We start from the raw sequence: 20,030 nt of genomic DNA on the forward strand, positions 1-20,030 counted from the left end.
CGGACGGGCCAGCGAGAAGAACAACTCCGACAGGGGGATCGATCACTGTAGGTAACTCCGGGCGTGCGTTCAGCTATTAAACCTCATGAACATCCCATCACACGCTCCGGGCCGAAGAACGTGGGCTTTCTTCTTGACTTGCGGCGTGATGGAATCTCGGAGGTCCGACCCGACCGGGGCGGACGATGGGCGGCGCCCGGTGCCGCCGACCGGCGCCGAACTAGGGGGGCGGTGACGTGAGCAGCCAGCCGGAACCGGCGAACTCCATGGTGTCACGGCTCCGTCGACCGTTCGGGCGGCTGCGCGACCTGCCGATCTGGTCCAAGCTCGGGCTGATCATGGTAGTGCCCATCCTGGCCACCGTGATCGTCGGTGCCAACGGGCTCATCACGCACCTCGAAACCCACCAGACCGCCGACCGGGCCCGCAGCCTGGCCAGCCTTTCACAGGTCTCCGGCGAACTCGTCCAGACGTTGCAGGACGAGCGGGCCGCCGCCGTCATGCTGCTCGGTGCCGGGGAGAACGCCCAGCTCAAGGAGCGCTACCTCCAGACCTACGACGGCCAGCGCAAGAACGTCGACGACGCCACCGGGCCGTACACCACGCAGCGCAACGCGCTCGACGGCCTGCCGGCCAACTTCTCCGGCCTGCTCGGCCGCATCGACCAGACCCTCGTGGACCTGCCCGGCATCCGCAGTCAGGTGGTCAACGGCACCCTGCGGATCAACGACGCCGCACAGTCGTACGAGGGGCTGATCAGCGACCTGCTCGACATCCGCGACTCGGCCGCGCAGCTCGCCGGCGACACCGAACTGAGCGAGCGGATGCGGGCCGCCGCCGCGATCTCCCGGTCGAAGGAATACCTGTCCCTGCGGCGGATCGTGGTGCACCGGGCCCTGATCCAGGGCGCACTCACCCCGGTGCTGCGCACCGACTACATCGCCACCCAGACCGGACAGCAGCAGGCGCTGCAGAGTTTCCAGGCGGCCGCCAACCAGTCCGAGTCGGCGTTCTACGAGCAGACCGTCGCCGGCTCCGAGCAGCGGGAAGCCGACTCCTACAGCGGCTACGTGCGCGGCAAGACCACCGACAACCTCGACGACGCGCCGTTCGACGCCGACGAGTGGGACGCGGCGATGGCCGGCAACGCCAACCTGATCCGTGCGGTCGAGACGAAGCTCGACGGCGACGTGGTCGATCTGGCGACCGACCTGCGCGACGGCGTACAGCGGCAGTTGTTGATCGAGACCGGGCTGCTGCTCGGCACGGTGCTGCTGGCCATCTTCTTCGCCTGGCTGGTGGCCCGCTCGATGGCCCGCTCGCTGCAGGAGTTGCGGCACGGCGCGCTCAACGTCGCCCGCTACGGGCTGCCCCAGGCGGTCAGCCGGCTGCGTGACCCGAAGATCGCCGGGCAGTACTCACCCGAGCAGATCGCCGAGCAGGTCGCCGAGCCGCTGCCGGTCCGCAGCCGCGACGAGTTCGGCCAGGTGACCGAGGCGTTCAACGCCGTGCACCTGGAGGCCGTACGCACCGCGGCCCAGCAGGCCGCCCTGCGGGCCTCCGTGTCGACGATGTTCGTCAACCTCGCCCGCCGCTCGCAGATCCTGGTCGACCGGCTGATCGGGCACCTCGACCGGCTCGAGCGCGGCGAGGAGGACCCGGACCGGCTGGCCGAACTCTTCCAGCTCGACCACCTGGTCACCCGGATGCGCCGTAACGACGAGAACCTGCTGGTGCTCGCCGCCGCCGACTCGACCCGGGTGCAGCGCGAGCCGGCCGCGCTCATCGACGTGCTGCGTGCCGCCCAGGCCGAGGTCGAGCACTACACCCGGATCGAGTTCGGAGTCGTCGACCGCGACATCGAGGTCGCCGCACCCGCCGTCAACGACCTCGTGCACCTGGTCGCCGAACTCTTCGACAACGCGACCGCGTTCTCGTCACCCGACTCGCACGTCATGGTCGAGGCGCGCCGGGTCGGTGACAACGTCGGGCTCTACGTCGAAGACCAGGGCATCGGCATCAAGCCCGACCTGCTCCGCGAACTCAACGACCGGATCGCCTCGCCGCCGCAGATGGACGTCGCGGTGTCCCGGATGATGGGGCTGGTCGTGGTCGCCAGGCTGGCCGCCCGGCACGACGTCCGGGTCGAACTGCGTCCCGGCACCGAGCGCGGCACCGTCGCCGAGGTCACGCTGCCCCCGTCGGTGCTCGTACCGCGCTCCATCTCCAGCGGACGGACCGCGGCCGGCGCGCTGGAGATGTCCCTTCAGGCGCCCCCGACGAAGGGATCGCCCTTCGCCGCGCCGCTGGCGCTGGAGGGTGGCAGTGGTGAGCCGGCTCGGCCCGCCGCCGGCCCGCTGCCCGGCGACCCGGCGCCATCCGGGCCCGGCCTCGGTGGGCGCCCCTTCGATCCCATGCCGCTCAACGGTGGTGGGCTCGGTGCCGGCGGCCGTGGCATGCCGGCATGGTCCGACCTGACGGGTGCGTCCGCGGCCAACGGCGGCAACGGCAACGGGCGTGGCCGTCCCGTCGATGTTTTCACCCCGCGCCAGCATCCGGACGGCGAGCCGAACGAGCCGCTGCCGCAGCGCCGGGCCAACGACCACTGGACGGTCGACGGCGAGATCGCGGCCAGCGGTGGCGGCATGCCCGGCATCCCGCGCCAGCTTCCGGCGACGCCCGAGTCCCGCACCGGAATGGTGCCGCCGGTGTCTGCGCCGCCGGTCGCCTCGGGGCCGCCGGCCACTTCGCCCCCGGTCTCGGCACCTCCGGTCGCACCGCCGCCCGGCCCGGCCGCGGCGCCGTCCGGCGCCGTCCCGCCGGCGTGGCCCCCGGTCGCCGCCGACGACCGCGAGCCGGCCGGTGGTGAGCGGGAGCAGGTGACGCCGCAGGTGCCGGAGGATCTGGCGGCGGCACTGGACATGACCACCGAGCTGCCCCGCATACCGCGGCGGACCGCCGACACCAGCCTGACGGTACCTCCGGTCCCCGAGAACCGACTGCGGTTCGCTGATGAGACGATGGAGCTGCCGATTTTCCGGGAGTTGGAATCCGCGTGGTTCCGCACCCGGCGCTCGGTCCCCGAGGATGCGTCGCCATCGACGACCACGGGGGCGGATGACAGCTCGGACCAGTTCGTCACGGCGGATGCCGCGCGCGTCCTGGGACCGGGGCAGGGCACATCGACGGGGACGACAGGTAACGCAGCGATGGCGAACACGCCGTGGTCCACGGGCGAATCCCGTGGCAGGGGGCCGGCGGCGACCAGCGCGGGCGCGACAGCCGCCGGCAACGGTGGCGGCGCGACACGCGGAGGCGAGGCCGCGACAACAGCCGGGTGGCAGACCGCGGCCGACGACGGCTGGCGGGCGGCTTCGGCCGCCGCCGAGGTGTCGGCCACGGCGACCACCCAGACGGGCCTCCCCAAGCGGGTACCGATGGCTCAACTGGTACCCGGAGGGGTGGACAAGCCGACGAGCTCGGTGCAGCGACGCACCCCCGAGGCGGTACGCGGGCTGCTGTCCGCATACCACCGCGGTGTGCAGCGCGGTCGTACCCAGCCCAAAGACGAAAACCCCGGCCCGGAGCGCACTTCGGACGGGCAGCAATCTTCGCAGGGTGCGGGTGGCTTCGGTCGCCCGCGGCCAGAAGGAGCATGAGGGATGACATCTACGCAGGATCTTGGTTGGCTGCTCGCCAACTTCGCCGATCGTGTGCCCGGGGTCGCCCACGCGATCGCGGTGTCCGCGGACGGACTGCTCCTCGCGTCGTCACGCGACCTGCCACGTGACCGGGCCGACCAGCTCGCCGCGATCGCTTCAGGACTGGTGAGCCTCACACAGGGAGCGGCCCGCTGCTTCGAGGGTGGTGCCGTCCTTCAGACAGTGGTCGAAATGGACAACGGCTTCCTGTTCCTGATGTCCATTTCGGATGGCTCGTCGTTCGCCGTACTGGCGGCGCGCAGTTCGGACGTCGGCCAGGTCGGCTACGAGATGGCGCTGCTCGTCGACCGGGTCGGCGACGCGTTGACGCCGCAGCCGCGTACCGCGGTGGGAATGCTCGGCTGAACCGGACCGTGCCGGCCTCCACCGGCACGGTCGCAACAACTGGAAACGGCGAGCTGCGACGGGTGGGTACTGTCGGCAGGGCAGAAGGGGGTGAACGGCTAGGTGATCGAACGCGACGAGCCAACCGGAGCGCTGGTCAGGCCCTATGCCGTCACCCGCGGACGGACCCGGCCGCGGTTGCACATCGCGCTCGAGGCGCTCGTCGAGACGACGGTGCGAGGCCGATCCGCGGGCAGTGCCAAGGGCGGCCAAGGCCGGGAGCACCAATACATCGCCGCGCTGTGTGACGGCCGGTTGCAATCACTCGCCGAGATCGCGGCGCGGATGCAGTTGCCGCTCGGAGTGGCCCGGGTCCTCATCGCCGACATGGCCGCGGACGGCCTCGTGGCGGTGTACGAGCCGACCTCCCTGGACGACACGAACGACGCGGTGGGCACTGAACTGCTGGAGAGGGTGCTGAGTGGACTTCGCAGGCTCTGACATGTCGCAACGTCCGATGGCCGGACGCGTGACATCGGCGAAGATCGTGATCGCCGGTGGCTTCGGCGTCGGGAAGACGACGCTGGTCGGCTCGGTTTCCGAGATCACGCCACTGACCACCGAGGCCATCATGACCTCGGCGGGTGTCGGCGTGGACGACACCCGGCAGGTGCCGGGCAAGACGACCACCACCGTCGCGATGGACTTCGGGCGTATCTCGATCGACCGTGACCTCATCCTCTACCTGTTCGGCACGCCGGGCCAGACGCGTTTCTGGTTCATGTGGGACGAACTGGTCCGGGGTGCGATCGGTGCGGTCGTGCTCGTCGACACCCGTCGGCTGGCCGACTGCTTCGCCGCGATCGACTTCTTCGAGCATCGCCGGCTGCCATACCTGATCGCCATCAACTGCTTCGACGGGATGCAGTACCACGACCCGCAGGACGTCCGTGACGCCCTCGCGATCCCGAGCGAGGTCCCGGTGGTGGCGTGCGACGCGCGGAACCGGGAGTCGACGAAGCACGTGCTGATCTCGCTGGTCGAATACGTCCTGACGATGCGCCGGTCGCGGGCCGTCGCCCCGGCCTGACGGCTCGGCACGCACAGACCGAACAACGCGGCGGGCCCTCCAGATGGAGGGCCCGCCGCGTTCGTGTTCCGGCTGCGAAAGGGATGGACGAGAGTGGCTGCGGCCGTGATGGCCGCCCATCGTCGGGGTGGGACGCCGGACCGGGCGACCCGGAAACGCCCCGGACGAGCCGGGGCGTACGGGCGACGTCAGGACCGGTGGCCGGCCGAACGGTACTCGTATTCCCGGTCGCTCTCCTCGCGGCCACCGTGGTCCCGGCTGAAGTCCCAGCCACCGGCGGCCTCCCGGCCCGGACGGCCACCGACGGCGTATCCGCCGATCTCCTGCCCGCGCCGCCAGCCGCTGAAGTAGCCGGTCGTGTTCTCGGCGATCCGGGCCGCGTCCCGTACGATCCGCAGCGGCCGTTCCTCCCGCAGCGGAGAGCCGGGTACGAGGTTGGCCTGGGGGACGCGCTTCGGCAGCCCGGCGGCGGTCTCCGCGCCCACCGACGGCTGCGCGGCCTGCTCGGCGGCCCGCCAGCCACTGTCGGCCGTGGACGACCACTCGAGTTCGGTGCCCTCCTCGTCCTGCCCGGAGAACCACGCGGACGCGGCGGCGAAGATGAGCAGGTCGTTGTCGCCCTCGGACGACACGACGGGCGGCGCGGCACGTTCGGGCCCGGCCCGGCGGGGCTGGGGGCCGCGGTCGGACCCGGGTTCGACCAGGCGCAGGGGCGCGGGGTCCGGCTGCGGGGCGTCGGGGCGGGGCTTGTCGGGCCGGGGAGCCGGGCGAGCGGCACCCGCCGGTCCGGTCGGCTGCTCCTGGCGCGCCGCCGGGGCGGCGACCGGGCGCGGTTCGACCAACCGCAGTGAGGGTGGCTCCGGCGGCAGGTCGTCGGCCAGCCACGGCGGCTTGACCCGGGTCTCACCGGTCGGCTCGTCGGGGCCGCCACGGGACCGGTCCCGGCTGTCGAGGTCGTACGCCGGCTCCCGCCGGTCGGTCCCCTCGCCGCTCTCGTCGGCGGGGCCGACCAGGGGCCAGGCCGCCCGGGAACCGGGCTCCGGCGCCGGCGTCTCGTCTGCCGGCGGCCGGGAAGCCGGCAGTGGCACCACGAAGTCGGTCGCGTTGAAGCCGGCCTTCGACGGCGGCTGCTCACCCCTGGTGTTCGGGCGGGGCACGATCGGGGTCGGGCGCTGCCGTTCGGCGCGGGCACTGTTGATCGCCGCGGCGGTGATCGGCGCCCGGAACGGCTCGCCCGCCTCGGCCGGCGGCACCGGGCCACGCCGGGCCGGCCGGTCCGGCGTGGACGGTGCCGGGACGCCGGGACGCCGGGACGGCGCGTCGGCGTCGGGCGCGGCACCCCGTCGGGGCAGCCCTTCGGGCGTGCGGGCCGCGGCCGCCCGTCGGCCCGGGCCGGACGGCTCGGAAGGCGGCGACGGCCGCTGCGAACGGTTGTCGGTGTCGACCTCGGAGGAGGCGACCCGCTGGGCCGGCACGATCGGCGTCATGCCCGGCGGAGGCGGTGGCGGGGCCGAGATCGGCCGGTTGTGCGGCGGGTCGAGCCGGTGCTGGGCCGCCGGGGCGAGCGGGAAAGGCGGCCCGGACACCGGCGGGGCCGATACCGGTGGAGCCGAGGTGGGCGTCAGCGCCGCGGCGGGAGCCGCCGGGCGGGGCGCCACCGGCGGTGGCGCGACCGGATCGGGGGCCACCGGTGGCGGCGCGAGCGGCCGAGGTGCCGCCGGAGCGGTGCCGGCCTCGGGCGCGAGGCGATTGCGACGGCCACCGACCGGGGTGCGCTCCGTGGCGGGGTGGACCGGGCGAGGTCCGGCGGCCGGGGGTGCCGACGTCGGGGCCTCCGAAGACGCCGACGCGGCCCGTCGGGTGCGACGGCCGGCGGTCGACGGTGGCGCGGTGACCCGGGCCGAGAGCGTGGCGACGAGCGCGTCGCAGCCGGCGTCACATGCCCGTACGGCCGCGACCGCCTGGCGGACGGCCTCCGCGGTCGCCGACGTGATCGCGGTCGTGTTGGTGCCACGAGCCGGGGTCTCGGCGATGGCCAGCCGAAGCGCGGTCACCGCATTGGTGATCGTCTCGGTGTCGGCGATGCCGTCGGCGGCCAGGTGGGCGGCGACCGCTTCGGCCGCCACCGTCGTGTCCCGGCCCCGATTGCCGGAGCCGCCGAGCATGCCGGGCTCGGGCAGCGCGTCGAGGACCGCCAGCGACAGCGGCTCGGCGGGGTCGGGGTAGGCCCGCAGCGCGGCCGGGTACAGCTCGCGCAGCACCTCGCGCAGTGCGACGGCGGCCGAATGGCGACCGCTGGCGAGGGCGAGGTGGGCGGCGAGTGCCGGCTTGAACGCGGCGAGGTCACGGGGAGCGGGCAGGGTCGTCGCGGAGATCGCGCCCGCCTGGAGTGCCCGGGCGAGGCCGACGGCCCGACGGGTCCCGGCCGGGGAGGAGATCTCGGTGGGCGAGTCGTCGTCGGCGAACCGCTCGGCGTAGTCGTCCACCGAGTCGTCGTCGGCGATCGCCAGCGGCCGGCCCGCGGCGGTGAGGAGCGAGGTCACCAGGTGGTCGTCGCTGTCGGCGGCGACCACCGCTCCGCTCGATCCGCTCGATCGGCCGGCGAGCAGGACACCGAGCTTGGCATAGCCAGCCGGATCGTCGCCGATCTCGCATACGTCGAGCAGCCGTCCGGCGTCGTCGACCACTGCGGCTGTCAGCGTCGTGCCGGCCGAGGCCGGTGCGGCTGCCGAATCCACCGATGCGAGACCGCAGTACACCCGCACGAGCGCCACGGCGTCGTCCTCCTCCCGGGACACATGTCGTGTGCCAAGGACTGATGTTCCCCGTTGAGGGGTCAGTCGCGCCAGTCCACAGCAGCAGAGATCTTCCCGATAATCGTGCGCCAACCAAGACTTGCCGTTTGTGCCCCGATTTTCTTCAGGCGGCGGCGTCCCATGAAACCACCGAGGCCACCCTTCACGGTCGACCGTAGCGCCTCGTCGAGATCGTCGAGGCTGGATCCGGGCGAGAGCATGTCGAGAACCGCCGGCAGGCGCAGGGCGTAGGCCAGGTCACGTGACACCTCACCGGCTTCGATGAGCAGCGTCGCGTCCCAGACGTCGTGGCCGCCGCGGAGGTTCTCCACCACCAGGTCGAGTTCGTACGAGTCCTCGTCGAGCGGTGCGACGTCGGCGGGCTGGAGTCGCTCGACAAGCTGGGGCCAACCGTCCAACTGGGTCAGATCGTTGGGCGCCCCGGACCGGACGAAACTGACCAGCGCCTCCGGCGTCCTGAAGAGCAGCAACTTGCCGCGGTGGCTCAGGAAGGCCGGGACCTCCTCGTCGTCCGGCTCCTCGTCCTCGGCTTCCTCGGCCTCTTCGGCGTCGGCGGCCTCGTCCGTGTCGATCTCGGCGTCCTTGCCCTCCGGCTCGTCCGCCGACTCGTCGTCGTCCGACTTCTTGGCGTCCGCCTTCTTCTTGTCCTTGCCGCGGCGGGACTTGCGGTCCTGCTCTTCCTCTTCGTCGGTCTCCGCCGACAGCGCGGCGAACTCCTCGTCGAGGATCACCACGGTCTCGTCGTCCTCGTCGTCGACGACGGGACGGGTCCGGCTGGCGAAAAGGTCCTCGTCCTCCCGCTCGCCGATGTCGGTCGGCGTGACCTCGGACGACATCCGGTAGGCGCGGAGGGTGAAACCCGCACCCGACGGCAGCGCGATCTCGATCGGGTCGATCCGTACGTCCGACCACAGCGACCGGTCGGCGGGCGGGGCGGCGGCCCCGTCGTCGTCCTTGTCGAGGTCGACGTCGTCGGTGTCCGTGTCCGTGTCGAGGGCGGCCTCGGCCTCGACCTCGGGCTCGTCGGCGTCGGGTCGGTGAGTCGACTTGCGGGCCACGCTGACCTCCGGGTCCAATCAGGTTGCGACGCCGACCCGGTCTGTCGGGTCGGTGACTCTGGGCACACCCTAGTGTGCGGCCGTCGGCGGCGAACGGCGCACCCCGTTGGAGATCGGTCCAACCATTAGTAGCCTTGCTACCTATGAAGGCGCAGGCGCTGCACGGTCACCTCGACGCACTGCTGCTCGCGGTGCTCGAAGGAGGCGCCCTGCACGGCTACGCCATCATCGAGGCCCTCAGGGCGCGTAGCGGCGGGGTGCTCGACCTGCCGACCGGAACCGTCTATCCGGCGCTGCGCCGGCTGGAGCGCGCCGGACTGGTCGAGAGCGAGTGGAGCACGGTCAGCGGGCGGCAGCGGCGCACCTACCGCCTCACCCGGGCCGGACACGGTGCCCTGCGCACCGAACGGACCGGATGGCAGGAGTTCAGCGCCACCGTCGGCCGCTTCCTCGGCGTCGACGAGCCGCCGCCGGCCGCCACCTGACCGCCGGTCCGTACCACCGCTTTGAAGCGCCGGGCACCGGCGCCGTTCAGCGGGTACCGGCCAGGCAGCCGCGTACCGCCCCCGCCAGCCAAACGAACGCCACGCCGGTCGCGACCATCCCGACCAGCATCGGCGGCCAGCGCACCGCGGCGTCCCACATCACGAGCGACCAGGCGTAGAGGGTCACGCCGGCACCGGCGGCCAGCCCGACGCACGCCGCCATCGACCGGCCGAGCAGGCGGGGCAGCCGAACCGGCGCACCGCGCCGGGCGGCGTACCTCAGCCCGAGCCAGGCCCCGGCGGCGAGCACGCCGGTGATGATCCAGAAAAGGTCGAGCGAGGCGGACAGCGCCAGGTATCCGGCCGGCGGCCGTACGCCGGTCCACGGCGCGCCCTGCCACATCAGGTCGGCCGACGAGAGCAGCACGATGGCCACGACCAGGATCCGGAGCGCCAGGGTCCGGGTCCCCGCCGCGGCCAGTTCGGCCTGGTATCCGGGGACGAGTTCGCCGGGGGTGCCGAACTCGGCCACCGCCCGGCGCCGCGCGGCCACCGGCGCCAGCCCGGCCCGTTCGTACGCCGCCGCGGCGTCCTCCAGACTGTCGCGGGCCTCGGCGAGCAGGTCGGCCCTCAGCCGGCGGGGTCCGTGCAGCCGTTGGCCGAGCGTACGCAGGTAGTCGTCGATCTCGGCGGCGGGGACGGGCATGGTCGCCAGCCTGCCACGGACGGGCCCGCCGGCGGGTCAGGACTTGTCCGGATATCCGGATCAGGGTGGCCGGCCTCACGCCCGGCCATCCTCTAGGCCGGGCCGAGCGCCAGGTAGCCGCGCTCGGCGGCCTCCTGGAGCTGCCACTGGTCGCGGTACCAGCCGGGCCGGCGGGCCAGCTCGGCGGCGGTCCCGCGCTGCGTGATCCGCCCGGCGTCGAGGACCAGCACCTCGTCGACGCCCGTGAGCCCGCGCAGCCGGTGGGTGACCAGCACCAGGCTGCGTCGCGGGTCGAGGCCGGCGAGCACACCGTCGAGGACCGCGTCCGCGGCCGTCGGGTCGAGGCCCTCGGTCGGCTCGTCGAGCACGAGTACGGCGGGCGCGGCGAGCAGCGCCCGGGCCAGGGCCAGCCGTTGCCGCTGGCCGCCGGAGAGCTGGGCGCCGTCCTCGCCGACCACGGTGTCCCAGCCGTCGGGCTGCTGGCGTATCCAGTCGAGCAGGCCGGCGGCGGCCGCCGCGGCGGCCAGCTCGTCGGCGTCGGCGTCGGCCCGGCCGAGCAGCAGGTTCTCGCGGACGGTGGCGTGGAACACGTACGCCTCGGCGAGCAGGCCGCCGACGAGCCGGGGGAGTCGTTCCGGATCGTGGCCGAACAGGTCGGTGCCGTCGACGGTGGCCGTGCCGGTGGTCGGCCGGACCGTGCCGGTCAGGACGCCGAGCAGGGTGCTCTTGCCCGCGCCGCTCGGCCCGACGACCGCTATCCGGCGGCCGGCGGGCAGGTCGAGGTGTACGTCGTCGAGCGCCGGGGCGGCGCCGGCCCGGTAGCGCACCGTCACGCCGTCGAGCCGGCAGTCGTGACCGGAGCCGCCCGGCGCCCGGTCAGGCGTGGACCCGGCGCCGGCCGGCCCGGCGGGCATCGGCGGGCTCGGGTCGGCGGGCACCGGCGGGCCTGGGGCGGCGGGTGCGGGCGCGGCCGGCCGGTCGGGTCCGAGCAGGTCGGCGACCCGGCCGAGCGCGGCGCGCAGCAGCGTCCACTGCCGGGCGGCGCCGACCAGCGCCAGCGTCGCCTCGACCGCGGCGAGGGTGCCGACGGCCAGCACCCCGACGAGGACCCCGCCGACGTCGGCGCCCAGCGCGGCGACCACCACGGCGGCCACCGTCGCGCCGACGACCAGGGTGCCGGCGCCGTCGACCGCCCAGCCGGTGACCGCGAGCCGGCGTTCGAGCCGGGCGAGTTCGGCGGCGCGCGTCCCGGCCCGGTCGAGTGCTCCCCGGGTCGCCCCGAAGGCGGCCAGGTCGGCCGCGCCCTGGGTCAGGTCGACCGCGTCGACGGCGAGCGCGCCGCGCAGCGGAGCCACCCGGTCGGCCGTACGGCGGGTCAGTGCGGTCGCCGCGACGGGCAGCGCGACGCCGGCGACCAGCAGCCCGGCGAGCAGGCACAGCGCCGCCACCGGGGAGACGAACGCCGTGCCGGCGACCGCCAGCAGGCCGACCACGGTCGCGGCGGCGGCCGGTACGAGCACCCGCAGCACCAGGTCCTGCACGGCCTCGACGTCGGAGACCAGCCGGCTGAGCGCGTCACCGGAACGTTGGCCGGCGACCGGGCCGGGCCGGGCGGCCAGCGTCGCGAACACCCGGGCCCGTACGTCGGTGACCATCCGCAGGACGGCGTCGTGGCCGGCGAGCCGTTCGGTGTAACGCAGCACGCCCCGCCCGATGGCCAGCGCCCGCACCGAGACGATGGCGACGGTCAGCGTGTCGAGTTCGGGGCGGCCGGCGGCGGTCATCAGCAGCCAGGTCGCGGTCGCCATCAGGGCGAGCCCGGCGATCTCGGTGCCGGCGGCGAGCAGCCCCGCGCCGACCAGCCGGGGCAGGTAGGGGCGGGCGAGCCGCAGCACGGTGCGCTCGGCGCCGAGCCGGCGCGCTCCGGCCGGGGTGCCACCGCCGCCCCGGCCACCGGCGCGGGTGTCCGCCCGGCCGCCGGTTCCGGCCGGGGCCGGCGTGGGCGACGGGACCGTTGCGCTCGTCCGGTCGGCGGCGGTGGTGGGCGTCATGCGGTCGCCACCACGTCGGGCGCCGGACGGTCGGGGGTCAGTTCGCGGACCGTCCCGTCGTCGACGCGCAACACCCGGTCGGCCTCCCGCAGCAGTGCCGGCCGGTGGGCGACGAGTAACGCGGTCCGGCCGGCGACCAGGCGACGGGTGGCGTCGAGGACGACCGCCTCGGCGGCACCGTCGAGGCGCGAGGTCGGCTCGTCGAGCAGGATCAGCGGCTCGGGGCCGGCGAACTCGACCCGCAGGAAGGCGCGGGCCAGGGCGACCCGCTGCCGCTGCCCGCTGGACAGGCCGTGACCGCGTTCGCCGAGCAGGGTGTCGAGCCCGTCGGGCAGGCCGAGTACGACGTCGTCGAGGTTCGCGGCGCGCACCGCCCGCCGTACGGCGTCGGCCGGGGCATCGGGGTGGCCGAGCCGGATGTTGTCGGCCAGCGAGGCGGCGAACAGGTGGGCGCGTTGCGGCACCCAGGCGATCCGCCGCCGCCAGGCGTCGAGGTCGACGTCGGCGGGGCCGGCGCCGTCGACGAGCACCAGCCCGGGTTCGTCGCAGGTGGCCGGCCACCGGTCGGCGCCGGTGACGACCCGCCCGCCGGTCGGGGTGACGAACCCGAGCAGCAGGCCGAGCAGCGTGCTCTTGCCGGCGCCGCTGGGGCCGACGACCGCGATCCGTTCACCGGGCCGGATGGTCAGCGAGACGTCGCGCAGGGCGACCGTACGCCCGTAGTCGACGGTCACCGACTCCAGCCGGATCGCGCCGCCCGGCGCCGGGGTGGCCGCCGCCTCGCGCGGGGTGGCCGTGACACCGGGCCCGGGCTTCTCCCGGGTGGACAGGGTCAGCGCCTCGTCGAGCGCGGTCAGCCCCTCCATGCTGGCGTGGAAGCGGCTGCCGGCGGCCCGCAGCGGCAGGTATGCCTCGGGGGTGAGCAGCAGCACCAGCAGCGCGGTCTGGAGGGTCAGCCCGCCGCCGAGCAGCCGCAGCCCGATCGGTACGGCGACCAGCGCCACCGACAGCGTGGCGACCAGTTCCAGGACGAGTGCCGACAGGAACGCGATGCGCAGGGTGCTCATCGTCGCCCGGCGGTGACCGTCGGCCATCCGGCGTACGACGTCGACCTGGGCCCGGGCCCGGCCGAAGGCGCGCAGCGTGGGCAGCCCGGCGACCATGTCGAGGAAGTGCCCGCCGAGCCGGGAGAGGCGGCGCCACTGCCGTTCGGTCGCGGCCTGGGCCTGCCAGCCCAGCAGTGCGCCGAAGATCGGGATGAGCGGCAGGGTGACCGCGACGATCAGCGCCGAGCTCCAGTCGGCGAAGGTCAGCCGGGCCAGCACCGCGATCGGCACGGTGACGCTGAGCACGAGTTGGGGAAGGTAGCCGGTGAAGTAGGCGTCGAGCGCGTCCAGCCCGCGCCCGGTGAGGGTGGCGATCGTGCCGGCCCGCTGGCCGGCGAGCCAGCCCGGACCGCGCCGGCCGACCGCGTCGAGCAGGTCGACCCGTAGCGCCGCCTTGACCGCGGCGGCGCTGCGGGCGGCGACCACGCCCTGTGCCCAGACCAGCCCGGCCCGGGCGGCGACGGTGACGACGAAGACGGCGAGCGCGGTGCGGTCTAGCCGGCCGTGGATCGCCTCGGCCAGCACGGTCGCGAGCGCGGTCGCCTGCGTGATGACCAGTGCGGCGGCGCCGACCCCCAGGAGTCCGAGCACGGCCAGGTGGCGCCGGGTCGCGGGGACCCGGCGCAGCAGGCGCGGATCGAAGGGGCGGCGGTTGCTCACCAGTACACCGGTGCCCGGCCGTCGGTGCGTCCGCGGAAGACCCACCAGCTCATCAGTTGAAAGCCTAGTAGGGCCGGCAGGAGCGGCAGCGCCGCCCAGGTCAGCAGGCGCAGGGTGGGGTCGCTGGCGGCGGCCTCGGCGACGGTGATGCCGGCGGCCGGGTCGGCACTGGAGAACAGCGCGTACGGCCAGGTCGCGGCCCCGACGAGCAGCACCGGCAGGGCGACCGCGAGCGAGGTGGCGGCGAACGCGAGCCCGGGACGCCGGGTGATCGCGGTGCCGGCGACGGCCAGTGCGGTGACCAGGACCACGAGCATGAGTACGGCCACACCCGGCTGCTGGACGGCGGCGCGTACCCGGTCGGACAGGGCGCCGACGGCGGCGGCCAGGCCGACGGCGCCGATCGCGGCCGGTGCCAGGCGGCGGCCGAGCCGGGCGAAGTGGTCGGCCGGCCCGGCCGGCAGGCGCAGCGCGAGGAAGGCGGCGCCATGCACGGTGACCAGGGCCAGCAGGGCGAGCGCCCCGGCGGCGACGAACGGGGTGAAGACGTGCCCGACGCCGATGGCGTGCCGCCCGGCCTGCAGCGGGACCCCCTGGAGCAGCCCGGCCAGCACGGCACCCCAACCGAGTGCGGCGATCACGGAACCGGCGATGACGGCGCGGTCCCAGGCGGTGCGGATCCGAGGGCTGGCCGGCCGGCTGCGCAGTTGTACGGCGACGGTGACGACGACGACACCGGCCAGCGCGAGCGCGACGGCGGGGTACAGGCCGGAGAGGAGCTCGCCTTCGAGGAACGGGAAGGCGCCGATGAGGATGCCGATGGCCGCGACCAGCCAGACCTCGTTGCCGAGGAAGAAGGGTCCGATGGCGTTGAGGATGGCCCGCCGGCCGTCGACGGACCGGGTGCGGGCGAGCAGCAGCCCGGTGCCGTAGTCGTAGCCGCCGAGCACCAGGTAGGTGGCGAAGAAGAGGCCGAACAGGGCGTACCAGAGGGTTTCCATCGGGGCCTCCTCAGACGAGCGCCGGGTCGGGGCGGGGAGCCGCGGGCTGGTCGTCGACCGGCCGGCCGAGAGCCAGGTCGGGGTGTGCGCCCCGGGCCGCGTACCGGGCGAAGATGATCCAGTTGGCGACCACGAGCGCGCCGAGCAGCAGGGTGAAGCCGATCAGCGAGGCGAGCATGAGCCCGCCGCTGGCCGGGGTGACCGCGTCGGTGGTGCTGAGCAGTCCGTAGACCGCCCAGGGCTGGCGACCGACCTCACGGGTGATCCAGCCGGAGATCGAGGCGAGGAACGGCAGCGGTACGGCGAACAGCAGCAGGTAGAGCGGGAACCGGAGCCGGATGATGTAGTCCCGCCAGCAGAGCGGCACGAGTACGGCGAGGAGCAGCAGACCGAATCCGATCATGATCATCAGTTCGAGCGGGACACCGGTCCATGCCGGTGGCGAGTAGTCGCCAGGCCCGAACCGGGTGGTCCATTCGTCTATCAGCGCGGCGCTGTCGGCCGGGTCGCCGCCGAGCTTGGTGGGCTGGGTGGTGGCGAGCACGACGAACTGCGCGAAGCCGAAGCCGACCGTGGCGATCGTCGCGACCGTCGTGGTGACCAGGCCGATCCGCAGCGACCGCCGGAAGAGGTCGTGGTCGGGCGTACGCCGGATCAGGTGCCAGGCGCTGACGCCGGCCATCAGAATCCCGCCGGTGACCAGCGCGGCGGCGACGACGTGCCCGAGCGCGCTGCCCAGCGCGGGGTTGGTGAGCAGGGCGCCGAAGTCGGTGAGGTGCGCGACGCCGTCCTCGATCCGGTAGCCGACCGGGTTCTGCAGCCACGCGTTCGCGACCATGACCCAGAACGCCGACAGGTACGCGGTCAGCGCGACGCCCCAGAGCAGCGCCAGGTGTACGCCCCGCCGCAGCCGGTGCCAACCGAAGATCCACATGCCGAGGAACGTCGACTCGAGGAAGAACGCGACCAGCGTCTCCATCGCCAGCGGCGCCCCGAAGACGTTGCCGACGTAGCGGGACAGCCCGCTCCAGTTGAGCCCGAACTGGAACTCCAGCACGATGCCGGTGCCGATGCCGAGCACGTAGTTGATCACGTAGAGGGTGCCCCAGAAGCGCAGCAGCCGCTCGTACTCCGGTTTCTTGGTCACGAACCAGGCGGTGTGCAGGTAGACGAGCAGGGTCACGAGGCCGAGCGTCACCAGTACGAAGAGGAAGTGCGCCGAGGTCGTCGTGGCGAACTGCAGGCGCGCGAGGAGCAGCGGGTCCATGGCCACCCTCCGGTCTTCGGGCCCAGGTCGGGCCACCATTGCGGGGCAGGCTACACGTAGTTTGCCTACCTATAGGAGTCGGTATCTCGCGTGCCCGGGCGGCTGGCCGGGCTCAGGAAACGAAGAGGGTGACCGGTATTGACACCAGCAGCGCCGCCACGCCCAGTGCCGACGCCACCCGCAGTCGCGGCGGCCGGCCGGTCACCCGCAGCCGACTCACCCGGGCGTCGAGATGGCTGTCGGCGATGCCGAGCGCCCCGGCCGGGGTCACCCGCGACGGCGCGGTCGCGAACCGCAGCAACGCCGCCGCCAGCGACTCGTCGGCGTGCAGCCGCCGCGCCTTGTCGTCGGCGCGCATCTCCACCAGCAGCGCCACCTCGTCGTGCGCCGTACGCACCCAGCGCACCCAGGGCAGCGCCCGGCACAGCGCGGTGAACGGCAACAGCACCAGATCGTGCCGCTCGTCGGCGTGCGCCCGTTCGTGGCTGAGCACCGCCGCCAGCTGCGACCGGTCGAGCAGGGAGAGGGTGCCGGCACTGACCACCACACGCGGCCGTACGCCGGGCAGGCAGTAGGCCGCCGCGCTCGGATGGTCGAGGACCAGCGCGCCCGGCACCGCCGGATCGTTCCGCGCCACCAGGGTCAGCAGGTCGCGGTGCCGGCGCTGGACGCGCAAGGCGCCGAGCAGGCTGCGGGCCAGCGTCCCGAGCAGCGTCGCGGCCACCCCGAACCCGATCCCGACCAGCCCCAGGTGCACCACGGTCATCCCCGCCGGCAGCCGGCCACCGAACAGGTCGGTCGCCAGCATCCACAGGGCCGCGCCGGTGCCCGTCCCGTACGGCCCGAGCCCCAGCGCCATCGGCAGGCCGATCGCCGACAACCCGAACGCCAGGCCGAGCGCCTGCCAGCACACGATCGCCACCCGCGGACTGTGCCACGTCCACGAGCGACCCAACCAACCCGTACGCAGCAGCACCTGGGCGGTCACATAACAGGCCAGGAGCGATGCGGCGAAGTGGACGGCCTGAACCACCGGATCAGCCTCGCCGGTCCGCGGCCTCGTCCGCCATGGCCGGCTCGGCCTCGGCGGCCAGCGCCGCCCGCAGCACGTCGGCCTCGGTTCCGGTCACCGACCGGGCGAACCGCACCAGTGCCGCGTCCCGGCTGCCGGCCAGGTCGAGCGCGTCCAGCATCAACTGGGCGATGTATGCCTCGCGGGTCGCCGCCGGCCGGTAGCTCCAGGCCCGGCCCTCGCGCTCGCGCTCGACCATGCCCTTGCCGGCCAGCCGGTCGAGGACCGTCATCACCGTCGTGTAGGCCAGCTCGCGGTCGTGCAGTGCCTCGGCGACCTCGCGGACGCTCACCCCGACCCGCCCGTCAGCGGCGGGGCCGCGATCCCACAACACGTCCATCACGGCCCGCTCGAGGTCACCCAGTCGTATCACGGGCTAAGCCTACAGCGTGTAGTAGATGCCCGGTGCGGTCAGATCCCCCGGGGATGCCAGACCGTCTTGGTCTCCAGCAACGCGGTCATCCGGTGCACGCCCGGGTCGGCCGACCAGTCCGGTGCGTCCGCCGGCGGGCGGAGCACCCGCTTCAGGTTCTCGGCCGCCGCCCGCTCCAGGTCGGCGGCCAGCTCCGGCTCGGTCACCCCGGTCAGGTCGACGGCGTTCACGTCCATGTGCGCGGCCAGCCACGGCGCGGTCTCGGCCACCCGGCCGGTCAGGATGTTGACCACCCCACCCGGCAGGTCGGAGGTGGCCAGCACCTCGGCGAGGGTGATCGCCGCCAGCGGCGACTCCTCGGCCGCCAGCACCACCACCGTGTTGCCGGTCACGATCGCCGGCGCGACGACACTGACCAGGCCGAGCAGCGCTGGCGTCGACGGCGCGACGACCGCCACCACCCCGGTCGGCTCCGGCGCCGACAGGTTGAAGTACGGGCCGGCGACCGGGTTGGCCCCGCCGTACACCTGCGCGATCTTGTCGGCCCAGCCGGCGTACCAGACCCACCGGTCGATCGCCTCGTCGACCTCGTCGGCCGGCAGCCCCAGGCCGACGAACTGGTCGCGGCGGCCCTCCAGCATCTCGGCGATCCGGTAGAGGATCTGCCCCCGGTTGTAGGCGGTCGCCCCGGACCACCCCTTCACCGCCGCCCGCGCCGCGACGACCGCGTCCCGGGCGTCCTTGCGCGAGGCCAGCGCCACGTTCGAGTCCTGCACCAGATACGACCGTCCCGACTCGCTGCGCGGGAACTTCCCGCCGACGAACAGCTTGTACGTCTTACGCACCGCCACCCGCTGCCGCTCAGACATCGAGGTACGCCTCCAGCCCGTGCCGGCCACCCTCGCGGCCGTAGCCCGACTCCTTGTAGCCGCCGAACGGCGAGGTCGGGTCGAACTTGTTGAACGTGTTGGCCCACACCACACCGGCGCGCAGCCGGTCGGCCATCCACAGGATCCGGGAACCCTTCTCGGTCCAGATTCCGGCCGACAGCCCGTACGGCGTGTTGTTGGCCTTCTCGACCGCCTCGGCCGGAGTGCGGAACGTCAGCACCGACAGCACCGGGCCGAAGATCTCCTCGCGGGCGATCCGGTGCGCCTGGGTGACCCCGGTGAAGATCGTCGGGGCGAACCAGAAGCCGCGGTCGGGCAACTCGCACGGCGGCGACCAGCGCTGGGCGCCTTCCTCGGCGCCGATGTCGGACAGCGTACGGATCCGGTCCAGCTGCTCCGCCGAGTTGATCGCGCCGATGTCGGTGTTCTTGTCCAGCGGGTCACCGACCCGCAGCCGGGCCATCCGCCGTTTCAGCGACTCCAGCACCTCGTCGTACGCCGACTCCTGCACCAGCAGCCGCGAACCCGCGCAGCAGACGTGGCCCTGGTTGAAGAAGATGCCGTTGACGATGCCCTCGACCGCCTGGTCGACCGGCGCGTCGTCGAAGACGATGTTGGCGGCCTTGCCGCCCAGCTCCAGGGTGACCTTCTTACGGGTGCCGGCCACCGAGCGGGCGATCTGCTTGCCGACCTGCGTCGACCCGGTGAACGCCACCTTGTCCACGCCGTCGTGCTCCACCAGCGCCCGGCCGGTCTCGCCGGCCCCGGTCACGATGTTGACCACGCCCGGCGGCAGGTCCGCCTGCTGGCAGATCTCGGCGAACAGCAGCGCGGACAGCGGCGTCGTCTCGGCCGGCTTGAGCACCACCGTGTTGCCCGCCGCCAGCGCCGGCGCGATCTTCCAGGCCAGCATCAGCAGCGGGAAGTTCCACGGGATCACCTGGCCGGCCACGCCCAGCGGGCGCGGGTCCGGGCCGTACCCGGCGTGGGTCAGCTTGTCGGCCCAGCCCGCGTAGTAGAAGAAGTGCGCCGCCACCAGCGGGATGTCGACGTCACGCGACTCGCGGATCGGCTTGCCGTTGTCGAGCGACTCCAGCACCGCCAGCTCCCGGCCGCGCTCCTGGACGATCCGGGCGATCCGGTAGAGGTACTTGGCCCGGTCCCGGCCGGGCATCGGGCCCCACACCCTGTCGTACGCCTTCCGGGCGGCGCGTACCGCGCGGTCGACGTCGGCCGCGCCCGCCTCGGCGACCTCGGCGAGCACCTCCTCCGACGCCGGGTTCACCGACTTGAAGCTGCCGCCGTCGGCCGGATCGACGAACTCGCCGCCGATGAACAGCCCGTACGACGGCTTGAGGTCGACCACGGCGCGCGACTCGGGCGCCGGGGCGTATTCGAAGACACCCATG

General features: G+C 73.6%; 16 protein-coding genes. 5 read left to right on the plus strand and 11 right to left on the minus strand.

Annotated features, from left to right (window positions below):
• The first annotated feature begins 236 nt into the window (after positions 1-236).
• The 4 genes from AB0M79_RS12920 (at position 237) to AB0M79_RS12935 (ending at position 5,136) form a co-directional block, all read left to right on the plus strand.
• Complete coding sequence (locus tag AB0M79_RS12920) at positions 237-3,659, plus strand: nitrate- and nitrite sensing domain-containing protein (RefSeq protein ID WP_364211773.1); 3,423 nt, start codon at positions 237-239, stop codon at positions 3,657-3,659.
• Between the two features lie 3 nt (positions 3,660-3,662).
• Entirely contained in the window at positions 3,663-4,067 is a 405-nt protein-coding gene (locus tag AB0M79_RS12925; RefSeq protein WP_212826392.1) for a roadblock/LC7 domain-containing protein, read from the plus strand.
• A 102-nt stretch (positions 4,068-4,169) separates the two neighbouring features.
• On the plus strand, positions 4,170-4,547 hold the full coding sequence (locus tag AB0M79_RS12930) for a DUF742 domain-containing protein (RefSeq protein ID WP_212828119.1): 378 nt from the start codon (positions 4,170-4,172) through the stop codon (positions 4,545-4,547).
• A 1-nt stretch (position 4,548) separates the two neighbouring features.
• On the plus strand, positions 4,549-5,136 hold the full coding sequence (locus tag AB0M79_RS12935; RefSeq protein WP_357538855.1) for an ATP/GTP-binding protein: 588 nt from the start codon (positions 4,549-4,551) through the stop codon (positions 5,134-5,136).
• A 188-nt stretch (positions 5,137-5,324) separates the two neighbouring features.
• On the opposite strand, the gene AB0M79_RS12940 is transcribed toward AB0M79_RS12935, so the two are convergent.
• Both AB0M79_RS12940 and AB0M79_RS12945 read right to left on the minus strand, forming a co-directional pair.
• Positions 5,325-7,934, minus strand: coding sequence for a transposase (locus AB0M79_RS12940; RefSeq protein ID WP_364211778.1), 2,610 nt, complete (start codon positions 7,932-7,934; stop codon positions 5,325-5,327).
• Positions 7,935-7,972: 38 nt separating this feature from the next.
• Positions 7,973-9,010, minus strand: coding sequence for a DNA primase (locus tag AB0M79_RS12945; RefSeq protein WP_364211781.1), 1,038 nt, complete (start codon positions 9,008-9,010; stop codon positions 7,973-7,975).
• A 143-nt stretch (positions 9,011-9,153) separates the two neighbouring features.
• On the opposite strand from AB0M79_RS12945, the gene AB0M79_RS12950 reads away from it, so the two are divergent.
• Positions 9,154-9,495, plus strand: a complete 342-nt coding sequence (locus tag AB0M79_RS12950) for a helix-turn-helix transcriptional regulator (RefSeq protein ID WP_364211784.1) — start codon at positions 9,154-9,156, stop codon at positions 9,493-9,495.
• 46 nt (positions 9,496-9,541) lie between these two features.
• On the opposite strand, the gene AB0M79_RS12955 is transcribed toward AB0M79_RS12950, so the two are convergent.
• From AB0M79_RS12955 to AB0M79_RS12995, 9 genes are all read right to left on the minus strand, one after another.
• Positions 9,542-10,201, minus strand: a complete 660-nt coding sequence (locus tag AB0M79_RS12955; RefSeq protein ID WP_364211787.1) for a permease prefix domain 1-containing protein — start codon at positions 10,199-10,201, stop codon at positions 9,542-9,544.
• A gap of 92 nt (positions 10,202-10,293) precedes the next feature.
• A complete protein-coding gene (cydC, locus tag AB0M79_RS12960; RefSeq protein WP_364211790.1) occupies positions 10,294-12,252 on the minus strand; it encodes a thiol reductant ABC exporter subunit CydC in 1,959 nt (652 codons plus the stop codon).
• Positions 12,249-14,018: a thiol reductant ABC exporter subunit CydD gene (gene cydD / locus AB0M79_RS12965; RefSeq protein ID WP_364211793.1), complete on the minus strand. Its 1,770-nt coding sequence runs from the start codon at positions 14,016-14,018 to the stop codon at positions 12,249-12,251. The genes cydC and cydD overlap by 4 nt, the downstream gene beginning before the upstream one ends.
• Positions 14,015-15,019, minus strand: coding sequence for a cytochrome d ubiquinol oxidase subunit II (locus tag AB0M79_RS12970; protein ID WP_364211796.1), 1,005 nt, complete (start codon positions 15,017-15,019; stop codon positions 14,015-14,017). The genes cydD and AB0M79_RS12970 overlap by 4 nt, the downstream gene beginning before the upstream one ends.
• Positions 15,020-15,029: 10 nt before the next feature.
• A complete protein-coding gene (locus AB0M79_RS12975) occupies positions 15,030-16,286 on the minus strand; it encodes a cytochrome ubiquinol oxidase subunit I (RefSeq protein WP_364211799.1) in 1,257 nt (418 codons plus the stop codon).
• 112 nt (positions 16,287-16,398) lie between these two features.
• A complete protein-coding gene (locus tag AB0M79_RS12980) occupies positions 16,399-17,319 on the minus strand; it encodes a M56 family metallopeptidase (protein ID WP_364211801.1) in 921 nt (306 codons plus the stop codon).
• A gap of 4 nt (positions 17,320-17,323) precedes the next feature.
• Entirely contained in the window at positions 17,324-17,731 is a 408-nt protein-coding gene (locus tag AB0M79_RS12985; protein WP_357538845.1) for a BlaI/MecI/CopY family transcriptional regulator, read from the minus strand.
• 38 nt (positions 17,732-17,769) lie between these two features.
• Positions 17,770-18,600: an aldehyde dehydrogenase family protein gene (locus AB0M79_RS12990; RefSeq protein WP_364211805.1), complete on the minus strand. Its 831-nt coding sequence runs from the start codon at positions 18,598-18,600 to the stop codon at positions 17,770-17,772.
• Complete coding sequence (locus AB0M79_RS12995; RefSeq protein WP_364211808.1) at positions 18,593-20,029, minus strand: aldehyde dehydrogenase family protein; 1,437 nt, start codon at positions 20,027-20,029, stop codon at positions 18,593-18,595. Before AB0M79_RS12995 ends, AB0M79_RS12990 begins: the two co-directional genes overlap by 8 nt.
• Position 20,030 lies beyond the last annotated feature (1 nt).

It is taken from the genome of Polymorphospora sp. NPDC051019, assembly GCF_040683055.1.
GTDB classification, from domain to species: Bacteria; Actinomycetota; Actinomycetes; order Mycobacteriales; family Micromonosporaceae; genus Polymorphospora; species Polymorphospora lycopeni.

Coding starts and splice junctions, on each gene's coding strand:
- AB0M79_RS12925 (WP_212826392.1), top strand. CDS start 3,663: ATGACATCTACGCAGGATCTTGGTTGGCTGCTCGCCAACTTCGCCGAT.
- AB0M79_RS12935 (WP_357538855.1), top strand. CDS start 4,549: ATGTCGCAACGTCCGATGGCCGGACGCGTGACATCGGCGAAGATCGTG.
- AB0M79_RS12950 (WP_364211784.1), top strand. CDS start 9,154: ATGAAGGCGCAGGCGCTGCACGGTCACCTCGACGCACTGCTGCTCGCG.
- AB0M79_RS12955 (WP_364211787.1), bottom strand. CDS start 10,201: ATGCCCGTCCCCGCCGCCGAGATCGACGACTACCTGCGTACGCTCGGC.
- cydC (WP_364211790.1), bottom strand. CDS start 12,252: ATGACGCCCACCACCGCCGCCGACCGGACGAGCGCAACGGTCCCGTCG.
- AB0M79_RS12970 (WP_364211796.1), bottom strand. CDS start 15,019: ATGGAAACCCTCTGGTACGCCCTGTTCGGCCTCTTCTTCGCCACCTAC.
- AB0M79_RS12975 (WP_364211799.1), bottom strand. CDS start 16,286: ATGGACCCGCTGCTCCTCGCGCGCCTGCAGTTCGCCACGACGACCTCG.
- AB0M79_RS12990 (WP_364211805.1), bottom strand. CDS start 18,600: ATGTCTGAGCGGCAGCGGGTGGCGGTGCGTAAGACGTACAAGCTGTTC.
- AB0M79_RS12995 (WP_364211808.1), bottom strand. CDS start 20,029: ATGGGTGTCTTCGAATACGCCCCGGCGCCCGAGTCGCGCGCCGTGGTC.